The organism is Parabacteroides faecalis (assembly GCF_022809355.1).
In the GTDB taxonomy this organism is placed as follows: Bacteria; Bacteroidota; Bacteroidia; order Bacteroidales; family Tannerellaceae; genus Parabacteroides; species Parabacteroides faecalis.
Window position 1 is genome coordinate 76908 of the sequence record NZ_JAKZMM010000007.1, and the last position, 16211, is coordinate 93118.

15 protein-coding genes are annotated in these 16211 nt (G+C 48.8%); 3 read left to right on the forward strand and 12 right to left on the reverse strand.

All coding sequences use genetic code 11. The features are described 5' to 3' along the window. Nucleotides 1–7 precede the first annotated feature (7 nt). Nucleotides 8–2017 carry a conjugal transfer protein MobC gene (gene mobC / locus MUN53_RS04095; protein ID WP_007754157.1) on the forward strand — a complete coding sequence of 670 codons (2010 nt, stop codon included), beginning with the start codon at nt 8–10 and terminating at the stop codon, nt 2015–2017. Between the two features lie 43 nt (nt 2018–2060). Here mobC and MUN53_RS04100 read toward each other — a convergent pair whose 3' ends face one another. Continuing rightward, on the reverse strand, nt 2061–3077 hold the full coding sequence (locus MUN53_RS04100; RefSeq protein ID WP_007754159.1) for a nucleotidyl transferase AbiEii/AbiGii toxin family protein: 1017 nt from the start codon (nt 3075–3077) through the stop codon (nt 2061–2063). Between the two features lie 9 nt (nt 3078–3086). After that, nucleotides 3087–3788 carry a DUF6088 family protein gene (locus MUN53_RS04105; RefSeq protein WP_007754166.1) on the reverse strand — a complete coding sequence of 234 codons (702 nt, stop codon included), beginning with the start codon at nt 3786–3788 and terminating at the stop codon, nt 3087–3089. Between the two features lie 545 nt (nt 3789–4333). On the opposite strand from MUN53_RS04105, the gene MUN53_RS04110 reads away from it, so the two are divergent. Both MUN53_RS04110 and topB read left to right on the forward strand, forming a co-directional pair. After that, nucleotides 4334–5656, forward strand: coding sequence for a DUF3945 domain-containing protein (locus MUN53_RS04110; RefSeq protein WP_008648469.1), 1323 nt, complete (start codon nt 4334–4336; stop codon nt 5654–5656). 26 nt (nt 5657–5682) lie between these two features. After that, nucleotides 5683–7770 carry a type IA DNA topoisomerase gene (gene topB, locus MUN53_RS04115; protein ID WP_243323531.1) on the forward strand — a complete coding sequence of 696 codons (2088 nt, stop codon included), beginning with the start codon at nt 5683–5685 and terminating at the stop codon, nt 7768–7770. 98 nt (nt 7771–7868) lie between these two features. Here topB and MUN53_RS04120 read toward each other — a convergent pair whose 3' ends face one another. The 10 genes from MUN53_RS04120 to MUN53_RS04165 all read right to left on the reverse strand — a co-directional run bounded on the left by MUN53_RS04120 (nt 7869) and on the right by MUN53_RS04165 (nt 16142). Further along, entirely contained in the window at nt 7869–8387 is a 519-nt protein-coding gene (locus MUN53_RS04120) for a dihydrofolate reductase family protein (RefSeq protein ID WP_243323532.1), read from the reverse strand. A gap of 408 nt (nt 8388–8795) precedes the next feature. After that, nucleotides 8796–10868, reverse strand: coding sequence for a bifunctional DNA primase/helicase (locus MUN53_RS04125; RefSeq protein ID WP_243323533.1), 2073 nt, complete (start codon nt 10866–10868; stop codon nt 8796–8798). Next, nucleotides 10831–11259, reverse strand: coding sequence for a helix-turn-helix domain-containing protein (locus tag MUN53_RS04130; protein WP_008648468.1), 429 nt, complete (start codon nt 11257–11259; stop codon nt 10831–10833). Before MUN53_RS04130 ends, MUN53_RS04125 begins: the two co-directional genes overlap by 38 nt. Nucleotides 11260–11294: 35 nt before the next feature. Further along, nucleotides 11295–12197: an RteC domain-containing protein gene (locus MUN53_RS04135; RefSeq protein ID WP_004326095.1), complete on the reverse strand. Its 903-nt coding sequence runs from the start codon at nt 12195–12197 to the stop codon at nt 11295–11297. Nucleotides 12198–12228: 31 nt separating this feature from the next. Next, nucleotides 12229–13071, reverse strand: a complete 843-nt coding sequence (locus tag MUN53_RS04140) for a helix-turn-helix domain-containing protein (protein ID WP_029427657.1) — start codon at nt 13069–13071, stop codon at nt 12229–12231. Between the two features lie 30 nt (nt 13072–13101). Further along, nucleotides 13102–13653 carry a hypothetical protein gene (locus tag MUN53_RS04145; protein WP_029427656.1) on the reverse strand — a complete coding sequence of 184 codons (552 nt, stop codon included), beginning with the start codon at nt 13651–13653 and terminating at the stop codon, nt 13102–13104. 13 nt (nt 13654–13666) lie between these two features. Next, nucleotides 13667–13858, reverse strand: coding sequence for a hypothetical protein (locus tag MUN53_RS04150; protein WP_029427655.1), 192 nt, complete (start codon nt 13856–13858; stop codon nt 13667–13669). 30 nt (nt 13859–13888) lie between these two features. Continuing rightward, nucleotides 13889–14401: a hypothetical protein gene (locus tag MUN53_RS04155; RefSeq protein WP_029427654.1), complete on the reverse strand. Its 513-nt coding sequence runs from the start codon at nt 14399–14401 to the stop codon at nt 13889–13891. Between the two features lie 67 nt (nt 14402–14468). Beyond that, nucleotides 14469–15440 (reverse strand): hypothetical protein, encoded by a 972-nt coding sequence (locus MUN53_RS04160; RefSeq protein WP_138293998.1) that lies wholly within the window; start codon nt 15438–15440, stop codon nt 14469–14471. 84 nt (nt 15441–15524) lie between these two features. Then, nucleotides 15525–16142: an ankyrin repeat domain-containing protein gene (locus tag MUN53_RS04165; protein WP_015532925.1), complete on the reverse strand. Its 618-nt coding sequence runs from the start codon at nt 16140–16142 to the stop codon at nt 15525–15527. Nucleotides 16143–16211 lie beyond the last annotated feature (69 nt).

The following is a 16211-nucleotide window of genomic DNA, read 5'->3' on the forward strand; positions in this document are numbered from 1 at the left end:
TACAATCATGCAACAGGAAGATGATTTGAGAGGGCTTGCAAGGGTCATGGACTTTATGCGGGCTGTCAGTATTCTATTCGTGGGAATAAACGTGTACTGGTTCTGTTACTCCACCCTGAAAGAGTGGGGAGTGACCTTTGAAGTGATAGACAAGATACTGTGGAACTTTCAGCGCACCACCGGGCTGTTCTCGTCCGTTCTTTGGACAAAACTATTTTCGGTGGTGTTCCTCGCCCTGTCGTGTATCGGCACTAAGGGCGTGAAAGAGGAAAAGATAACGTGGGCGAAGATACATTGCAGCCTTGCGGCAGGTGTCGTGTTGTTTTTTCTGAACTGGTGGCTGCTGGAACTTCCGCTGCCACACACGGCGGACACTGTGTTTTATATCGCCACGCTGTCGGCGGGCTATATCTGTATGCTCATGGCGGGTACATGGATGTCCCGGCTGTTGAAGAACAACCTAATGGATGATGTCTTTAATACCGAGAACGAAAGTTTCCAGCAGGAAACAAGGCTTATCGAGAACGAGTATTCGGTAAATCTGCCTACCCGGTTCTACTATAAGAAGAAATGGAATAACGGTTGGATAAATGTCGTGAACCCGTTCCGTGCCAGCCTTGTGTTGGGTACGCCGGGTAGTGGCAAATCGTATGCAGTGGTGAACAGTTACATAAAACAGCAAATCGAGAAAGGTTTTGCGCTTTACTGCTATGATTATAAGTTTCCCGATTTGTCGGAAATCGCTTATAATCATTTGCTTAACCACTTGGACGGGTATAAGGTAAAGCCCAAATTCTACATTATCAATTTTGACGACCCCCGCAAGAGCCACCGATGCAACCCGATAAACGCCAGCTTCATGTCAGACATTGCGGATGCCTACGAAGCCAGCTACACGATAATGCTTAACCTCAATCGAAGTTGGATAAGCAAGCAGGGCGACTTCTTCGTGGAAAGCCCGATTATTCTTTTGGCGGCTATAATTTGGTATCTCCGTATCTATCAAGGCGGTAAGTATTGCACGTTCCCCCATGCCATTGAACTATTGAACAAGAAATACGCCGATGTATTCACTATTTTGCGCAGTTATCCCGAACTGGAAAACTACCTTTCGCCGTTCGTAGATGCTTGGGAATCAGACGCTCAAGAGCAGTTGCAGGGTCAAATAGCAAGTGCGAAAATCCCGCTTTCAAGGATGATTTCACCCGCTCTTTACTGGGTAATGACAGGTGATGATTTCTCGCTGGACATCAACAACCCGAAAGAGCCTAAAATCTTGGTTGTCGGCAACAATCCCGACCGTCAGAACATCTATTCGGCGGCACTGGGATTATATAACAGTAGAATAGTGAAGCTGATAAACAAGAAAGGTCAGCTTAAAAGTTCGGTGATAATAGATGAATTACCGACTATATATTTTCGTGGGCTTGATAATTTGATTGCGACCGCCCGAAGCAACAAGGTTGCGGTTCTGCTGGGCTTTCAGGATTACAGCCAGCTTACCCGTGACTATGGGGACAAGGAAAGCCGTGTGATACAAAATACTGTGGGCAACGTGTTTAGCGGTCAGGTAGTCGGTGAAACGGCAAAAATACTGTCGGAGCGTTTCGGAAAGGTGTTGCAGAAACGGCAGAGCATGACAATCAACCAGCGGGAGAAGTCCACCTCGATAAGTACCCAAATGGACAGCCTGATACCCGCCAGCAAAATATCCAACCTCACGCAAGGTATGTTCGTGGGGGCTGTGGCGGACAATTTCGATGAACGGATAGAGCAGAAGATTTTCCACTGTGAAATCGTGGTGGACAATGAAAAGGTGAAGCGGGAAACCGCCCGTTACGTGAAGTTGCCGCAGATAATTGACTTCACCGACAAGGACGGCAACGACCGGATGCAGGAAGAGATACAAGCCAACTATGACCGCATCCGTCAGGAAGTCCGGCAGATTGTCGAGGACGAGATAACCCGGATTAAGAACGACCCGGAGCTATGCCACTTGATTAAGGAGGAAGAATAGCTGTATATAATAATGTATGGAGTGAAGAACAGCCGATGTAGCTTTACGGTTGTTCTTCATTTTGCTTTTTGGTGCGGTAGGCTTCAAAACGCACTAATATTTCGTGCAGGTTCTTCAATGCTTCCACAGCCTTGCCTATCGGCGGCATCTTGCTTTTGTCGAAAGTCAGTTTCTTCAAATCGGCAGTGTACGCCGTAGCCACTTCGGGCAACGCCATGACCGCTTCGGCATCCTTGAATATCGGTGCATCAGCCAGCGACAAGTGCGAACGGGAGTTTTTATTTAGTCCGTCCTCTATCGTCACCCGGTACATGGCATCCAAGAAATCTTCCGAATGTAGGTAATCGTTATATTCCTGATTGTGGTAGAGTGCCGACAAGTCGTAAACGTCACGGATATGCTTTGCCAACAGTGCGGCTGCATCCTCATTGTAAGACAGCTTTACCAGCCTTGAAACCTTGTCGCAGATAGTCTTTCGGGGGTTGATACACTGCGTTTCAAAACTTCCCAGCCCGTAGGTGCTTATCAGTTCCTCTTGCCCGATGCTTTCAAGAAAGGCGGTCACAATCGGTTTGATAACCCGCTTGTCCGCCGGGTAGAACATCCGTTTTTTGTCCGGCAGGTCACAGGATTTTATCTCTACTTCCAAATGTTCTTTCAGTCCCACGCCTTGAAATACATTGTCATACGAGAAATACAGTTTACGGTAATTACCGCCCGTTTCCGACAAATCTTCCTTGTATATGTCACTATTGAGTTCGGCTATGTATTTGGAAAGTTTCTTGTTCAATGTCTTTTCCGCCTGCTTGGACGCACCTTTGTCACCCGTGAACACGAACAAGTCCAAATCTTCCGAGAAACGTTCTATCAGCCCGTAGGCTTTGGAAAGTGAAGTTCCGCCTTTGAAGTAGGTCTTATCCGCATATTCGGACATGGAAATATCCCGCAGTATCTTCGATACCCAGTAATCCTTTTCCACGTGCGACTGCTCGTAGCCGAAATGTTCAGCCGCCAGTGCGATGATTTCCTTGAACGCTTCCTTGTCCGAATGTAAATTCATATTTCTGTCCTATGCTGTTTTATAATCCAAGTTGAACCGTGTCGTGGGAAGAATGGTCTTTACCATTTCCGTTTGCAACACGGTTTGTCTGATGTCGCCCAGTATGTCCGCCACCACCTTTCTGACACGTGGCGGGTAACTTTTCGCCAAAGATACGATTTTTTCCAGTTCCGGCAGGCTGTACCCGTTGAAATATTGGCTTTTGACCCGGTTGTAGATGTCCTGCCCGGTTGTTCCGGGTATGCGCTTCATGTCCTTTATCGCATCGAGCAGCCGCAAGTATGGGACAAGGCTTTCATCCGGATAGACCATGCAGTAGGCTTTCACGCACTCTATATCCAAGTTCTTGAAACGGAAACGGCGAACCGGGTTAGGAGTGGCTATCGTTATGGTTGTGGCTACCTGTTCGGTCAGCCCCATTTTGTTATAGACGTAAGCCCCCGTGATATAGCCGTTCAGTTTTTCAGTCAGGTAGCGGAACTGTTCATCCTGATAGACAGGCAGCTTTCCCAGTCCCAGCACTGATTTCTTGGGACGGTAGTACGCCCCCTTTTCAACCCGTACCAGTACCCCTTTGCGGCTCTGTTCGGAAAGTAGCACCGCAACATTGGCGGTCTTTTCCGTTTCAAACGACAAATCCCGGAACGTGAATATACGCCCGGTATCTATCCGTTCAATCTGCCCAAGTATCTCTTTTCTGAATGAAGCCATATTTATGTCCTTTGTTTCTATATGCAAAGATAGTATATTATGTAATCACCTGCAAAAACATAACAAAGATTTTGCCGAAGATGTTTTCTTTTTGTCGTGTCACCTGATAATAGAAGAATAACGGAAACTCAATCAAAGGCTTGCCAAACGCTTCACAAACGTTCCAAAAATAAGCTGTATTTCAGTATTAATTTTGATATGTAGCTCATTATTAGCCTATTGATAAAATAGCAAACGTTTCATAAACGCTTCACAAATGGCTCGCAAGCATAATGCAAATTTTAATAAGTCGTTGATTATAAGGCATAAGGTCTATAATTAAATGGCTCATAAATGGCTCACTCCAAGAGAGTGATTAACTTCGCTCTCTTTTTTATGCCCTTTTCAATTCTGCAACCAATGGTTGCAGAATTTCATCCCACCCGGACAATTTCAGACAGCGCAGGACAAATTCGGACAGTCCTTGCCGCCCGTCCAAATATAGCATATTTAGTCGCTACCTTTGGGCGGGACTATTCCCGTAACCACTAAAATTCCAATTATTTATGGCAAACAGAATGACCCCGCCCGCAGAGGGGCAGGAAAAAGACGTGCTGCTGGTCTTGGATAAACAGCAGGGAAAGGTGAGTGCCGTTAAGGGTATCGACAAGGACGGCAATTTGCAGACCGTGCCACCCACTACCGGACACGGCGGCGAGTTCATGCAGGTGGACAAGAACAGCGATGTGTTCAGCAACTTCATTTCCAACTTCTACCGCAAGTATCAGGACACTTCCGGGCTGGAACTGTTCAGCGTCAAGGCTTCCGAAGCGGAGCGGGACGCAAAGGCAATCGAGGACAACCACCGCAACCCTACACCGGAGGGTGACAAGCGGGCTGAAATGCTTCGAGTTCCGAAGCCCGACTTCCACGAGTTCAAGCAGGGCTACCGCTTCGACCCTGCAAAAATCGACTGGGAGAACCTGAAAAAAGTCGGCATCACCGCCGACACCCTGAAAAACACGAGGGACTTCGACCGGGTGATGCGTGGCTACAAGTCCCGCAACACCTACACCGTTTCGGGGACGGTGGGCGGCTTCTACCTCAAACCTACCGATGTCAAGCTCTCTTTCTATCAGGCAAAGGACGGCATGGTAGTACCCAAGCTGCACGGCGTGCAGCAGGACGAGAAACTGCTGCAACGCCCGTTCCATGAACACGAGTTCACCAAGCAGGAACAGGGCAACTTGCAAGGCACTGGCAACTTGGGCGGCATCGCTGAAATCAAAGACCCCAAAAGCGGCGAGCAAATCCCCGTGTTCGTCAGCCGGGACAGGTACACGCACGAACTGGAGTATATGCGGGCTGACAAGTGGAAATGCCCCGATACAATCTGTAACGTGCAAGTCAGTCCGGAACAGAAAGCCGCCTTTGAAGCCGGGCAAGCGGTGAAAATGGAAAACCTGCAATTCAGGGACGGCACGCAGCGCAGTGCCTATTTGCAGGTCAGTGCGGTGGAGCGTGGCTTGGAGTTCCTGCCCCGTGCCGCCGTCCAGTTCTTGCAGCAGTGGCAGCAGCCCGCAGAGCGGCAGGTCGCCGGGCTAAAGGACGGCAAGGGCGTTGAGTTCAACGGTCATGTACAGCCCGGCGCACAGGGCAAATCCCCCGACAAGGTGCAGCCGAAAGACGTTACCCCCACCGCCGAGAGCCGGACGCAGGTGGCGGTCAATTCGGGGGGCAAGACCAACGAAGCCACCAAGCAGGGCAAAGAGCCGTTGAAACAGGGTCAGGACAAGCCCACCGCCAAGCAGAAAGAGAAGCAGGAGAAAGCGCAGGACAAGAGCCTGAAAGCTGACAAGCCCAAGAAGTCCAGAGGAATGAAAATGTAATATCCACCATTAAAAAGTAAAGAATTATGATTGCATTGATAGCAGAAAAGCCCAGCGTGGCAAAGGACATCGCCCGCATCATCGGTGCGACCGGGCGTAATGACGGTTATCTTTCAGGCAACGGGTATATGGTGACATGGGCGTTCGGCCACTTAATCCAGCTTGCCATGCCGGAAGCCTACGGCGTGGCGAACTTCCGCAGGGAGAGCCTGCCCATACTGCCGCCCGATTTCCAGCTAATCCCCCGTCAGGTAAAAGCGGAGAAAGGCTACAAGGCAGACCCCAGCGTGCTGAAACAGTTGAAAGTGATAAAGGAAGTGTTCGACCAGTGCGACCGGATTATTGTCGCCACCGATGCCGGGCGTGAGGGTGAGTTAATCTTCCGCTATATCTTCCATTACCTGAACTGCCGGAAACCATTTGTGCGCCTGTGGATAAGCAGCCTTACCGACAAGGCAATCCGTGAGGGGCTGGATAACTTGCAGCCGGGAGAGCGTTACGATAACCTTTACCTCTCTGCCAAGTCCCGCAGCGAAGCGGACTGGCTGATAGGGATAAACGCCACCCAAGCGTTGAGCGTTGCCGCCGGGCAGGGGGTGTTCTCGCTGGGCAGGGTGCAGACACCCACGCTCGTGATGATATGCAGCCGCTATTTGGAGAACAAGAATTTCGTACCCGCCAAGTTTTGGCAACTCAAAGCGGCGACCGCCAGCGGGGGAATAAATTTTACCGCCCAATCGACCGCCAAGTGGGAACAGCAGCCCGAAGCCATAGCCGCCCTGCAACGGGTAAAGGATGCCGGGCAACTTGTGGTTAAATCCGTTGAGAGGAAAGAAGCCTGCCAAGAACCGCCGCTTTTGTACGACCTTACCACGCTGCAAAAGGAAGCGAACACGAAGCTGAACTTCTCGGCTGACAAGACGCTTTCCATAGCGCAAAGCCTGTATGAAAAGAAAGTGATGTCCTACCCAAGAACCGGAAGCCGCTATATTCCGGAGGACGTTTTCGATGAAATGCCGGAACGTGTCGCCCTGCTGGGGCAATACCCCCGCTTTGCCGGGTATGCCGCCGGGCTGGACGGCACACCCCTGAACCGCCGCAGCGTGAATGACGGCAAAGTGACCGACCACCACGCCTTAATCATTACCGAGAACCTGCCCGGCGAACTTTCCAAAGACGAGCGGGCGGTTTACGAGCTGGTAGCCGGGCGTATGCTGGAAGCCTTTTCGGGCAAGTGCGTGAAAGACGTTACCACCGCCTTGCTGTCAGGGGGAGATACCGACTTCACGGTGAAAGGGTCTGTGATGAAAGAAGCCGGGTGGCGTGCCGTGTTCGGCGAGCAGGAAACGGGCGGGGATGAAGAAGCCGCCAGCCTGCCGCCACTCCAAGAGGGAGAATATTTGCCACTCTCCGGCGTGGATCTGCTCGAAAAGCAGACCAAGCCGAAACCGCTGCACACGGAAAGCAGCCTGTTGGCGGCAATGGAGAACGCAGGCAGGGAACTGGAAGATGCCGAACTGAAAGCCAGCCTGAAAGATGCCGGGATAGGCACGCCCGCCACTCGTGCGGCGATTATCGAAACGCTGTTCGCCCGCCAGTACATCGTGCGTGAGAAGAAGAACCTTGTGCCTACCGACAAGGGGCTTGCCGTTTATGGGATTGTCAAGGACAAGAAGATCGCCGATGTCGAAATGACGGGCATGTGGGAAACCGCCCTTGCCAAGATAGAAGCGGGCAGCATGGATGCGGACACGTTCCGGAAGGGCATCGAGGTGTACGCAACGCAAATCACCGCAGAACTGCTATCGGTGCAGCTATCTGTCGCTGCTGGTGAAACCTGCCCCTGCCCGAAATGCGGCAGCGGGCGCATCCTGTTCTACCCGAAAGTGGCGAAGTGTTCCAACGTGGACTGCACGCTTACCATATTCCGCAACAAGTGCGACAAGCAGCTTTCCGACAAGCAGATTGTCGAGCTGGTGACGAAACGCAAGACCGGGCTAATCAAGGGCTTCAAGGGCAAGAACGGCAAGGCTTTCGATGCTTCGCTGGTACTGGACGAGCAGTTCAATGTCGGTTTTTCATTCCCCGAAAAGAAAGCGAAACCGAAGAAATAGCTTATCTTTGCCGCTGAAATTTCATTGTGATAGGTTTTACAGCTTATAATAATTGAAATTTTAGTGGTTGCGCCCGGAGGGAAACCGGGCGCATTTTTTTATATGTTCCCGCCAAACAGGTAGGTCGAACAGACCACCCCGTTATCCAGCACCCTGCTTTCCGAGAGCTTCCACAGCGAGCCGGATGTTTCCCCGACAAAACCGATGCCTTTGCCCGCCATGACCGGGACGGTGTAGATTGTCAGGCTGTCCAGCAGTCCGGCTTTAATCAATGAAGTAAGCAGCTTGCCGCCACCCACCACCAGCATGTCGGTTTCCAGTTTCAGTTCATAGACCCTTTGCAGCGGTTCTTCGGTCAGGAACTCCACCCCGCAGTCCGGCGTCACGTTGGTATCGTAGTGTGACACCACAAAAGACCGTTTGCTTTTGTGCGGCCACCCGCCCCAGTGTTCAAAGATGTAGTTGTAGGTGTTAGCCCCCATAAGCAGGCAGCTTGCGGCGGCGTGTTCCCTTGCCGCCAGTTCCTTGACCTCACGGGGCATCCAGTCCAGTTCATAGTCCGGCGTGGCGGTATGCCCGTCCAGCGATACGGCGATGTGCGCTTTGATTTGTTCCATATTGTCAGGTATTAAAGTGATATAAATCCCTACTGTCTTGGCACGTTAGCCGCCACCCCCAAAAAGAAAGCGTGGCATGACGCTGTTTCAAAGTAGAGGTACTGGCATACCCAAAAGAGGAAACAGTGCAGCCACGCTATGACAAACGCATAGCATATCCTGCGCTGAATATCCCCTCTTTTTGAAAAGTGCCAGTTTTCTACTTTGGGACGTTCGGCGAACGTATATGTTATATATAAAGGCAATATTCCGGCAACCGCCGTCCAACTGCCGTTACTTTTCCGTGTAACTTCTGCAAAGTTAAGCAAATACCCTGAAAAATCACGTGCAAACAGAAAAAATCCTGCCGTGTTATCACAACAGGGCAGGACACAAGCACCTAAAAATACACAAGTTCAGCCCATACGCCTACGGGCAGCTTGCGTTCCTTTGAAGATTATATGAACCGATGACAAAACAGCTTTGGTTCGCCGTGTCTTTGGTGATGATGTCCCTTTCCCGCATGAAGCGGATATAGCTCTTTGCGGTGCGCTCCTTGATGTCCAATACCTGCTGCAACTGCTCGCAAAGGTCTATGTAGGTGATGCGTGTCTGCCGCCCGAAGATGTCACGTGCGACATTCACCAGTTCCCTTTCCTTGCGCTTCTCCTTTTCCTCACGTGGTTTCTCGCCCTTGTACACGTGCATCCCGGCTTCCTTGTCCCAAGCAAAGAGCATCAGCGGCACGTCCAGCGGGCTTCCGTCCCTTACTTTCAGGGCTTTTACCACCGACTGGGTAGGTTCTTCGTCTTTCTCAATGGACAGGATAGTAGCCGCCTTGCGCTGCAACTCGCTGCCCAAATGTCCCCGCAGTTTCAATCCGTTGGGGACGAAGTGCAGCACGCACAGAATACACGTGTTGTAGATGCCCGCCAGCCGATAAAGTTCATCTATCACCGCCACGCTTTCCGCTTCATCGTTGGCACTCTTAACAAGGTCTGCGATGCCGTCAATGACGACCAACTGGATGCCGCCGTACTGGTAGTAGAACTTGTCCATGCTTTGTACAATGGCGTTCAGGCGTTCTTTGCGTGACATACCGGTAAGACAAAACGCTTTCAGTTCATCGGGTTTGTCCGGCTGTTTGGCACGTGCCAGCAGGTTGCTTACGTTCTTGAACAGTTGCACTTCCGACTGTTCGGTGTCGTAGAGCAAGACCGCCTTGTGTTTGCCGTTGGCGGTTATCTGTATGCCCAGCGTATCTACTTCCGCACCAGCCGGGCAGATGCAGCCCGCCACGATTGCGGCTACGTAATTGCTCTTTCCCGTTCCCTCGCCCCCGGTGATGCCGAACAGGTTGCCTTGCGTTCCTAACGGAACGTCACCCGCCGAAATAATCTCTTGCGCTTTGGCGGGCGGGTTGTTGAAATCTATCTCGCACGATTTAAGCATAATCAATGTATCGCTATACAGGTTGTCTAAAAATTCGATAAACAGTTTCAGGAAATCTTCACGGGTGTTCCCGGCTTTGAAGTAGTCGGATATGTCCTTTTCCTCTTTCGTTCCCGGAAGCGGCAGCAGCAGGCGTTTCACGCCAAATTCTTCCAACAGTTTTTCCTGCTTGCATGAACTTTCCCTGCCCGTCTTGTCCATGTCAAAGAGCAGGACGATGTGTTTGAAGCGGAACGTCAGCCGATAGACCAGCGTGGGCGGTATCGTCACCGTTTCGCTGTTGAAGCAGATAGCGTGAAAACCGTGCGCCGCCAGCGAAAGCACGTCTTTCTCGCCGCCCGTGATGAATAGCGTGTCGCCTTTGGCTGGCAGTTGTTCCAGCCCGAAACAGTAGTTCTCACCGAAGCTGCCGCCGTAGAGGAAGCGGGGCGTGGAGAACGGGCGGTACAGCTTGATGTGCTGTTTGCCCTTGTAGCCGTACATGGGTTCTGCCACCGATGAAGTGTAGGTGTACGGTTTGCCCTCTGCCGTTTCGCTGTTGTATTCCCGGAGCGAGCAGACCTTGTAACGTTCCAGCAGTTCGGGCGTGATGCCGTACTGTTGCCAGTACACCAGTTCGGCAAGCGGGAACTTCTGTTCCCGGAACTGGTAGGGCTTGACGGGCTTTTCGGGCGTTTCTTCGGGTTTGTCCGGCACTGCCCGGCAGACGGTTGCCGGGGGAACGGAAACCAGAGTGCCGGAAGCCAGCCCCAAGCCCAAATCCCGGTCGATGATTTCCAGTATCTCCACGAAGTCAGCCGCCCGGTTGCAGTCCAGCCCCTTTAACTGCCCCACGAGGAAGAAACAGTCGCCGCTGTAACTGTCGTTGCCGAAGTCTTTCATCTTGTAGATACCGCCCCGGCGGTCGAAATAGATGTTGCAGGAAGCCTTGCTGTCCTCGTACAACGGGTTAAGGAAGTTGCGACCTATGCGCCAGTTGCCGGGCAGGTAGTGTTTGAACACCGCCAGCCCGTTACTTGTTCTTTCTAAGATTTCCTCTTTCCTTAGCATACAACTGGTGGTTGGTTATCAGGTTGTCGATGTTCTCCTTGTTGCTCCTTATCAGGCGTTCTTCCAGCATCCGGCGTATCTCGCTGACCTTGTAGAAGTAACGTCCCCTGATGTTGGAATAGGCGATAGTCCCCGACACCCGCAGGCGTTGCAGGGTCTTTTCGCTTATTTTCAGGAACGTGCAGACCTCGTAGCTGTCCACCCACATGTCTTCCTCGCTTTGCCTTGCCGTTTCCATGTGGTTGAAGATGTAGTCGGCAATGGCGGTAATCTTGTTGTCCAGTTCCTTGTAGGCTTTGGACTCGAATGTTATTATTTCCATAACGGTAACTAATTGATTTGCCGCAAAGTTCGGGTGTCCTGAAAAATAAAACGCCACAGATGTACCCACCTGTGGCGAAATAAATTTTGTTAAAGCACGGTTGCCTAATCCTGCTCCCTCATGCGCATCAGCAACCTGTCTTTCAGGGTGGAGAGGAAGCCCGTTCGGTCTTTGGTCTTGGCTTTTAGTTCCATGTAGGTGTGGTAGAAGTCGCCGAGGTCGATGTCGAACACGTATTCAAAGTAGGCTACAATCTCCTTAATATCAACCGTCCCCTTGTTCAGACAGCCGCAGGCGTCCAGTGCGTAGATAAGTTCCACCAACGCCCTTTTCGTCCCCGTCCAGCGCAACACCTTTCCCATGAAGCCGTTCTTCACCCGCTTGCGTTGTTCCCGGCGTTCCAGCTCGTGCAGACGGTTGGTGAGGTATATTTCCAGCAGTTCGTTGGCTAAAATCTTGGCTACCTTGAAATCGTGACTGGTGCTGAACTGTGGGTCTGTTTCGTAATAGAAACTGTCCACGATGATTTGTATGTCAGGCTTCCCACGCATGAAATACTGCCTGTCCAAGTAGGTGGCTTTCGTTCGGTGGTACTGGTAGAACGCCAAGTTCCGCTGGAACGACTTTGAAATCCGGTCGGTTTCCGACAGCAGGTAGTCCCTTTGCACTTCCTCGCTGCCGCTGGGGAAGCGCACCTCTATCTTGTAAACGGTGTTGTAATAGATGATTTTGCTCGCTAAAAGCGGTTTCAGTTCCTTGAAGAAGTGTATTTCCTCTTCCGTGCTGGCGAACGGGTAGGAGATTATAAAGTTTTTGAGTTCGCCCAGTATCTCTTGCAGGTAGTCCACGCACAGGCGGCAGAGCGTCAGCGTGTCCGCTGCGGTGTCCTCGTATTCCTGTATCTGCCATTCCACTTTTTGAAGCAGTCCGGCGAAGTATGTTTCCAACGGTATCTTATGTTCCATAACCTTGTGCTTATCTTTTATGAAGCACAAAGTTACGGGCATAAAAAATCTGTTTTATTCTTGATTTTTCACATTACGTTCTTGTAACTGTGCATTTTCTTGTTTCCTGCGCTTTTCTGCGTATCTCGCCCGGTGTGTCCAGCAAGTAAGCCTTGCAAAAGTCGTTCAGGTTCGATGTCGATGCGAACCCGGTGGTGAACGCCACTTCGGTAAGTGTGAGGTTGGTGTTCTTCAGGTAGTGTTCCACGTCCTTTGCACGCTCCTTTATCACCCATTCCTTAGCCGTGTACCCGGTCATTTTCTTTACCTTCCGTCGGAACGAGCCGTATTCCATGCCGCATTTGTCCGCCAGTTGCTCGGCATCATAGACCATGTAGCCTTTCAGACGCACCATTTCGGTGAATGTCTGCCTGCCCAGCTCCGGCAGCATCCGTTCGGCGTGGCGCAGTTCCTTTTCCGTCACCAGCAGGCGGTTGTCCCTTACCGGGTTTCTCCGTAGCAGGTGGAAAGCGTGGCATACCGTGTTGTACACGTTGCAGAGGTACTGCCGTCCCGGTCGCATCCAGTGGAGCGCATCGCAGTAGGCGGTCAGTTCGGGTATCTCGTCCCGCTTGCGGTGCTGTTCCGCCAGTTCGTCCAGTATGGCGTAATGGGTGGTGGACATACCCAGCAGGATAATGATTGCCTTGTAGTCCTTGTATGTCGCCAGTGTCGGCGTTTCCGGCAGGCTCTTGAGCGTGTCGCACACGTGGGCGCACAGCCGCCCGTCCTTGCTGAACGGTTCAAGTTCCAAGTAGTTGTCCATTTTCCGGCTGTTGTGCAGCAGCCATGTTACCTTTTCGTCCAGTTCCTTGCAGGACGCTTCCAGTTCCGCTTCGGGAGCGGGCAGCAATAATGATGTAATCCGTTGTTCCATATCTGAATAAATTGATTTGTTTTCTGTACGTTACCCGGTAGCCCATAGCCAAAACTTTTGGATTAGCCGCCAAACCACGTGATAAAGGAACATGGCGGCAAGCATAAGAAAACCTGCCCGCAGGAAATATTCTTCAATGCGCTGCCAAACGCTCGTTTTTTGTTCGGGCATCAGTATGTCCGCCACTTCCTCAAAGGTCTTGCAGGCGAAAATCGCTTGCCGGAACTCGTCTGCGCTGTTCCAGCATTCTTCCTTGAACCACCGTGTCTTGGGGTATCGTTCCGCTACCAGTTCTTGCAGTTTTCGTAGTGGGAACGGTTCGGGGTTGTCCCCGTACTCGTATTCAATGGAAATCACACGTCCCTGCATCCTGATGCAATATCCGAATATCCCTTGCCACTTCACTTTGTGCGCCCCCTTTTCAACATATTTCGTCCCGGTTGCATCCACAACAATGTAGTTCTTCCGCTTCTTCAACAACTCGGTATTGGTCGTTGTGTATAGTTTTTCCTTGCGAAACACGTATATCATGTTGCCTTTGGGGGCAAAACTGAATATCGGGTATTTTAACTTCACTTTCATTGTAAATGGTTTATTATCTTATAAAAGCAAAATAAAGCAGGATAATACCCAGCGCAATTCCAAAAAAGACAAGCCCTGTCAGGAGAAAGACCCAATCCGAATAATGGAAATCAATCTCCTTGTAAGGAATGGCAGTTTTCTTCACATACTTGTTCCATGCCCATATAAGAACTCTTCCCAATCGTTCTGCTTCAATATAGCTCATAATTATTTTTACTTTTCAATTAGAATTTCCTCATACACTACTAAACAACAAATAAAAGGTTGCAAACTGGATAATCAGAGAAACGACATAGATACTGTAATAGAGCAAATACTTTTTCTTTTTGTCAAACTCGGCGAAATACTTCTTGTATTTGTCCCCCTTTAATAAGAATATCTCATTGACGTAATATCCGCATATCCCGATGAGTATCAAAAGCAAAATAAAGACACCGTTTCCCAAAATGCTTAATAGGCTTATCCTGAAAATCTTGATGTAAGCAAGGCAGACAAGACAACATATCCAAAGGCTGATGAAACATGGGGTGCTAAGTGCCATAGTGCTGTAAGGAAGATAGATGCCTTTATCCATTCCGCCTTCTTCTATTTTCTTACCAGTCGAAACTAACCATTTTATGTAGCGGTTGTCCCATTTCAAGAGGCTTAGCCAATACAAAGGGTTTAGCATCCTCCAAAAAATGAAAAACAGCAGCTTATAAGTGCAGTAATAATTGATGTTGTAATATTTCTCTAATAATTTCCTCATGCCTTTAATGGCTTGACAAGGAGCTGCGTTCAGCAGCTATCTTGGCTCGTTAATAATAATTACAATGTTATTCGTATAAAAGATTCACATTTAGCAGAGGAATACTTTCTTTTAAGCACCCCTCGCTTCTATGAATTAGAAATGAAACTAATACTGTTTCAAATTCATAATCTTCAAGGATATAAGGAGTTAAGTGTGCTATTTTTCCTTTGCCATTCAATGATATTTTAGTCCATTCTTTTTGTGTAAATTCCGGCCACTTCCTTAATTCGTAGCCCGGAATTAAACTCAACTCTCTTATGTCTTCCTTGATGTAAAAGCGACCCTCTTGCTTATACTCTCGCCCCAATAAAGGACGGATAGAATCAACATTTTCAGAACTGTAAATCGGATAAGAATAGGGATGAATACCCCAAGTTATCATGATTATTTCTTGGCTGAACAGTTCATCGATTAGCTCTGTATTGGAAAATTCGTCTATTAAGTCCAACTTCCGATTGCCATATTTTCGAGTTATTATTTCTTCCATTTTTGCTAAGTCCACAAGAATGAAGCCGAGATAATCATAAGAATCAAAGTATTTGTCAGATATAGAGTAAACCAAATTTTCATTTAGTTTCATTTCTGAAAAATAGAAGTAAATAGTGATAATTTCAACAGGTATTGGAAGAACATCAATAGCGGGCAAGGTGTGAACAGGCTTGTCCTTAAAAATCTTAACATCTATATTAAATTCTCCTTGTAAGCTAAAATCTATTTTATGTTCAGACAAACCACTATTCGGAGAAAGCAATCGTATATCTGACTTGTCATTGATATAGACTTTCCCCAAATAAGTTTGATTTATTAGTTCGCCTAAAATGGAATCACTAAAGGTTAATTGGTTTTCAACCTTTTCAAACACACATCTAACATTATATTGACCTGATATACGATTCATGACATCAGGAATCGTATAACTAATCCGGTCAATACATAGCTGTAAACTGGCAATTAAATCGTTGCCACCTCTAAATGCTATTGTTTTTATTCTTTCCATCTTATGTGAATCTTTTTTTTACGAACTCATTTATTATTAATGGTTAGCAGGGAACGGCTTGTCCGTTATCCTGCGTTGTTAGCATTATTTTTTTTGTTTCATCCATTGCAAAAGTAAATTTTCAATCTCTTTTACACCTGTTTCCTTAGCCAAAGCAAGAGGGGTGCTGCCGTTACTATCTTTTATATCAAGGTCTGCATGATATTCTAAAAGCAACTTCACCAGTTCTATGTTATTATTGGCAATGGCTTCCATAATCGGATATATTTTATAGGTGTCGCATGGACTTTGGTAACCATTTACGTTAATGCCATGCTCCAGCAAGATATGGGCTAACTTTACGTTAGACAATTTGCAGGCGTATGTCAGGAGCGTAAGTCCATACTCATCGCTATATACTCTATCGTTTATGTCCTTGTATCTGGTAAGGGCATATTTTAGTACATCTTCTTTGTCAAAGTAGATTGCCGTATAGAGTATATCAAACTCGTAACAATCGTTACCCATTGCCATAGGTTCATCTTTTGCTGCCAGCAACTGTTTTATGGTTTCCACATCATTGTTGCGGCAAGCAACCCCTAACGGATAAAGCTGGTAGGTTGCATCCCGTATAGTATCTTGCAGCAATGGGCTTGCTTTCACGCTATCCAAACTACAAAAAAGCGTTGCAAGAAAAAGTAATGTCCAATTTATTATTTTCATATTAACTTTTCTAAGTCGCATGTTAATGCTAATGGTTAGCAGGGAACGGCTTGTCCGTTATCCTGCGTT

Bases quoted from the DNA above. Each gene is read 5' to 3' on its own strand.
- mobC (WP_007754157.1), top strand. From the start codon at position 8: ATGCAACAGGAAGATGATTTGAGAGGGCTTGCAAGGGTCATGGACTTT.
- MUN53_RS04100 (WP_007754159.1), bottom strand. From the start codon at position 3,077: ATGAATTTACATTCGGACAAGGAAGCGTTCAAGGAAATCATCGCACTG.
- MUN53_RS04105 (WP_007754166.1), bottom strand. From the start codon at position 3,788: ATGGCTTCATTCAGAAAAGAGATACTTGGGCAGATTGAACGGATAGAT.
- MUN53_RS04110 (WP_008648469.1), top strand. From the start codon at position 4,334: ATGGCAAACAGAATGACCCCGCCCGCAGAGGGGCAGGAAAAAGACGTG.
- topB (WP_243323531.1), top strand. From the start codon at position 5,683: ATGATTGCATTGATAGCAGAAAAGCCCAGCGTGGCAAAGGACATCGCC.
- MUN53_RS04120 (WP_243323532.1), bottom strand. From the start codon at position 8,387: ATGGAACAAATCAAAGCGCACATCGCCGTATCGCTGGACGGGCATACC.
- MUN53_RS04125 (WP_243323533.1), bottom strand. From the start codon at position 10,868: ATGCTAAGGAAAGAGGAAATCTTAGAAAGAACAAGTAACGGGCTGGCG.
- MUN53_RS04135 (WP_004326095.1), bottom strand. From the start codon at position 12,197: ATGCCCGTAACTTTGTGCTTCATAAAAGATAAGCACAAGGTTATGGAA.
- MUN53_RS04140 (WP_029427657.1), bottom strand. From the start codon at position 13,071: ATGGAACAACGGATTACATCATTATTGCTGCCCGCTCCCGAAGCGGAA.
- MUN53_RS04145 (WP_029427656.1), bottom strand. From the start codon at position 13,653: ATGAAAGTGAAGTTAAAATACCCGATATTCAGTTTTGCCCCCAAAGGC.
- MUN53_RS04150 (WP_029427655.1), bottom strand. From the start codon at position 13,858: ATGAGCTATATTGAAGCAGAACGATTGGGAAGAGTTCTTATATGGGCA.
- MUN53_RS04155 (WP_029427654.1), bottom strand. From the start codon at position 14,401: ATGAGGAAATTATTAGAGAAATATTACAACATCAATTATTACTGCACT.
- MUN53_RS04160 (WP_138293998.1), bottom strand. From the start codon at position 15,440: ATGGAAAGAATAAAAACAATAGCATTTAGAGGTGGCAACGATTTAATT.
- MUN53_RS04165 (WP_015532925.1), bottom strand. From the start codon at position 16,142: ATGAAAATAATAAATTGGACATTACTTTTTCTTGCAACGCTTTTTTGT.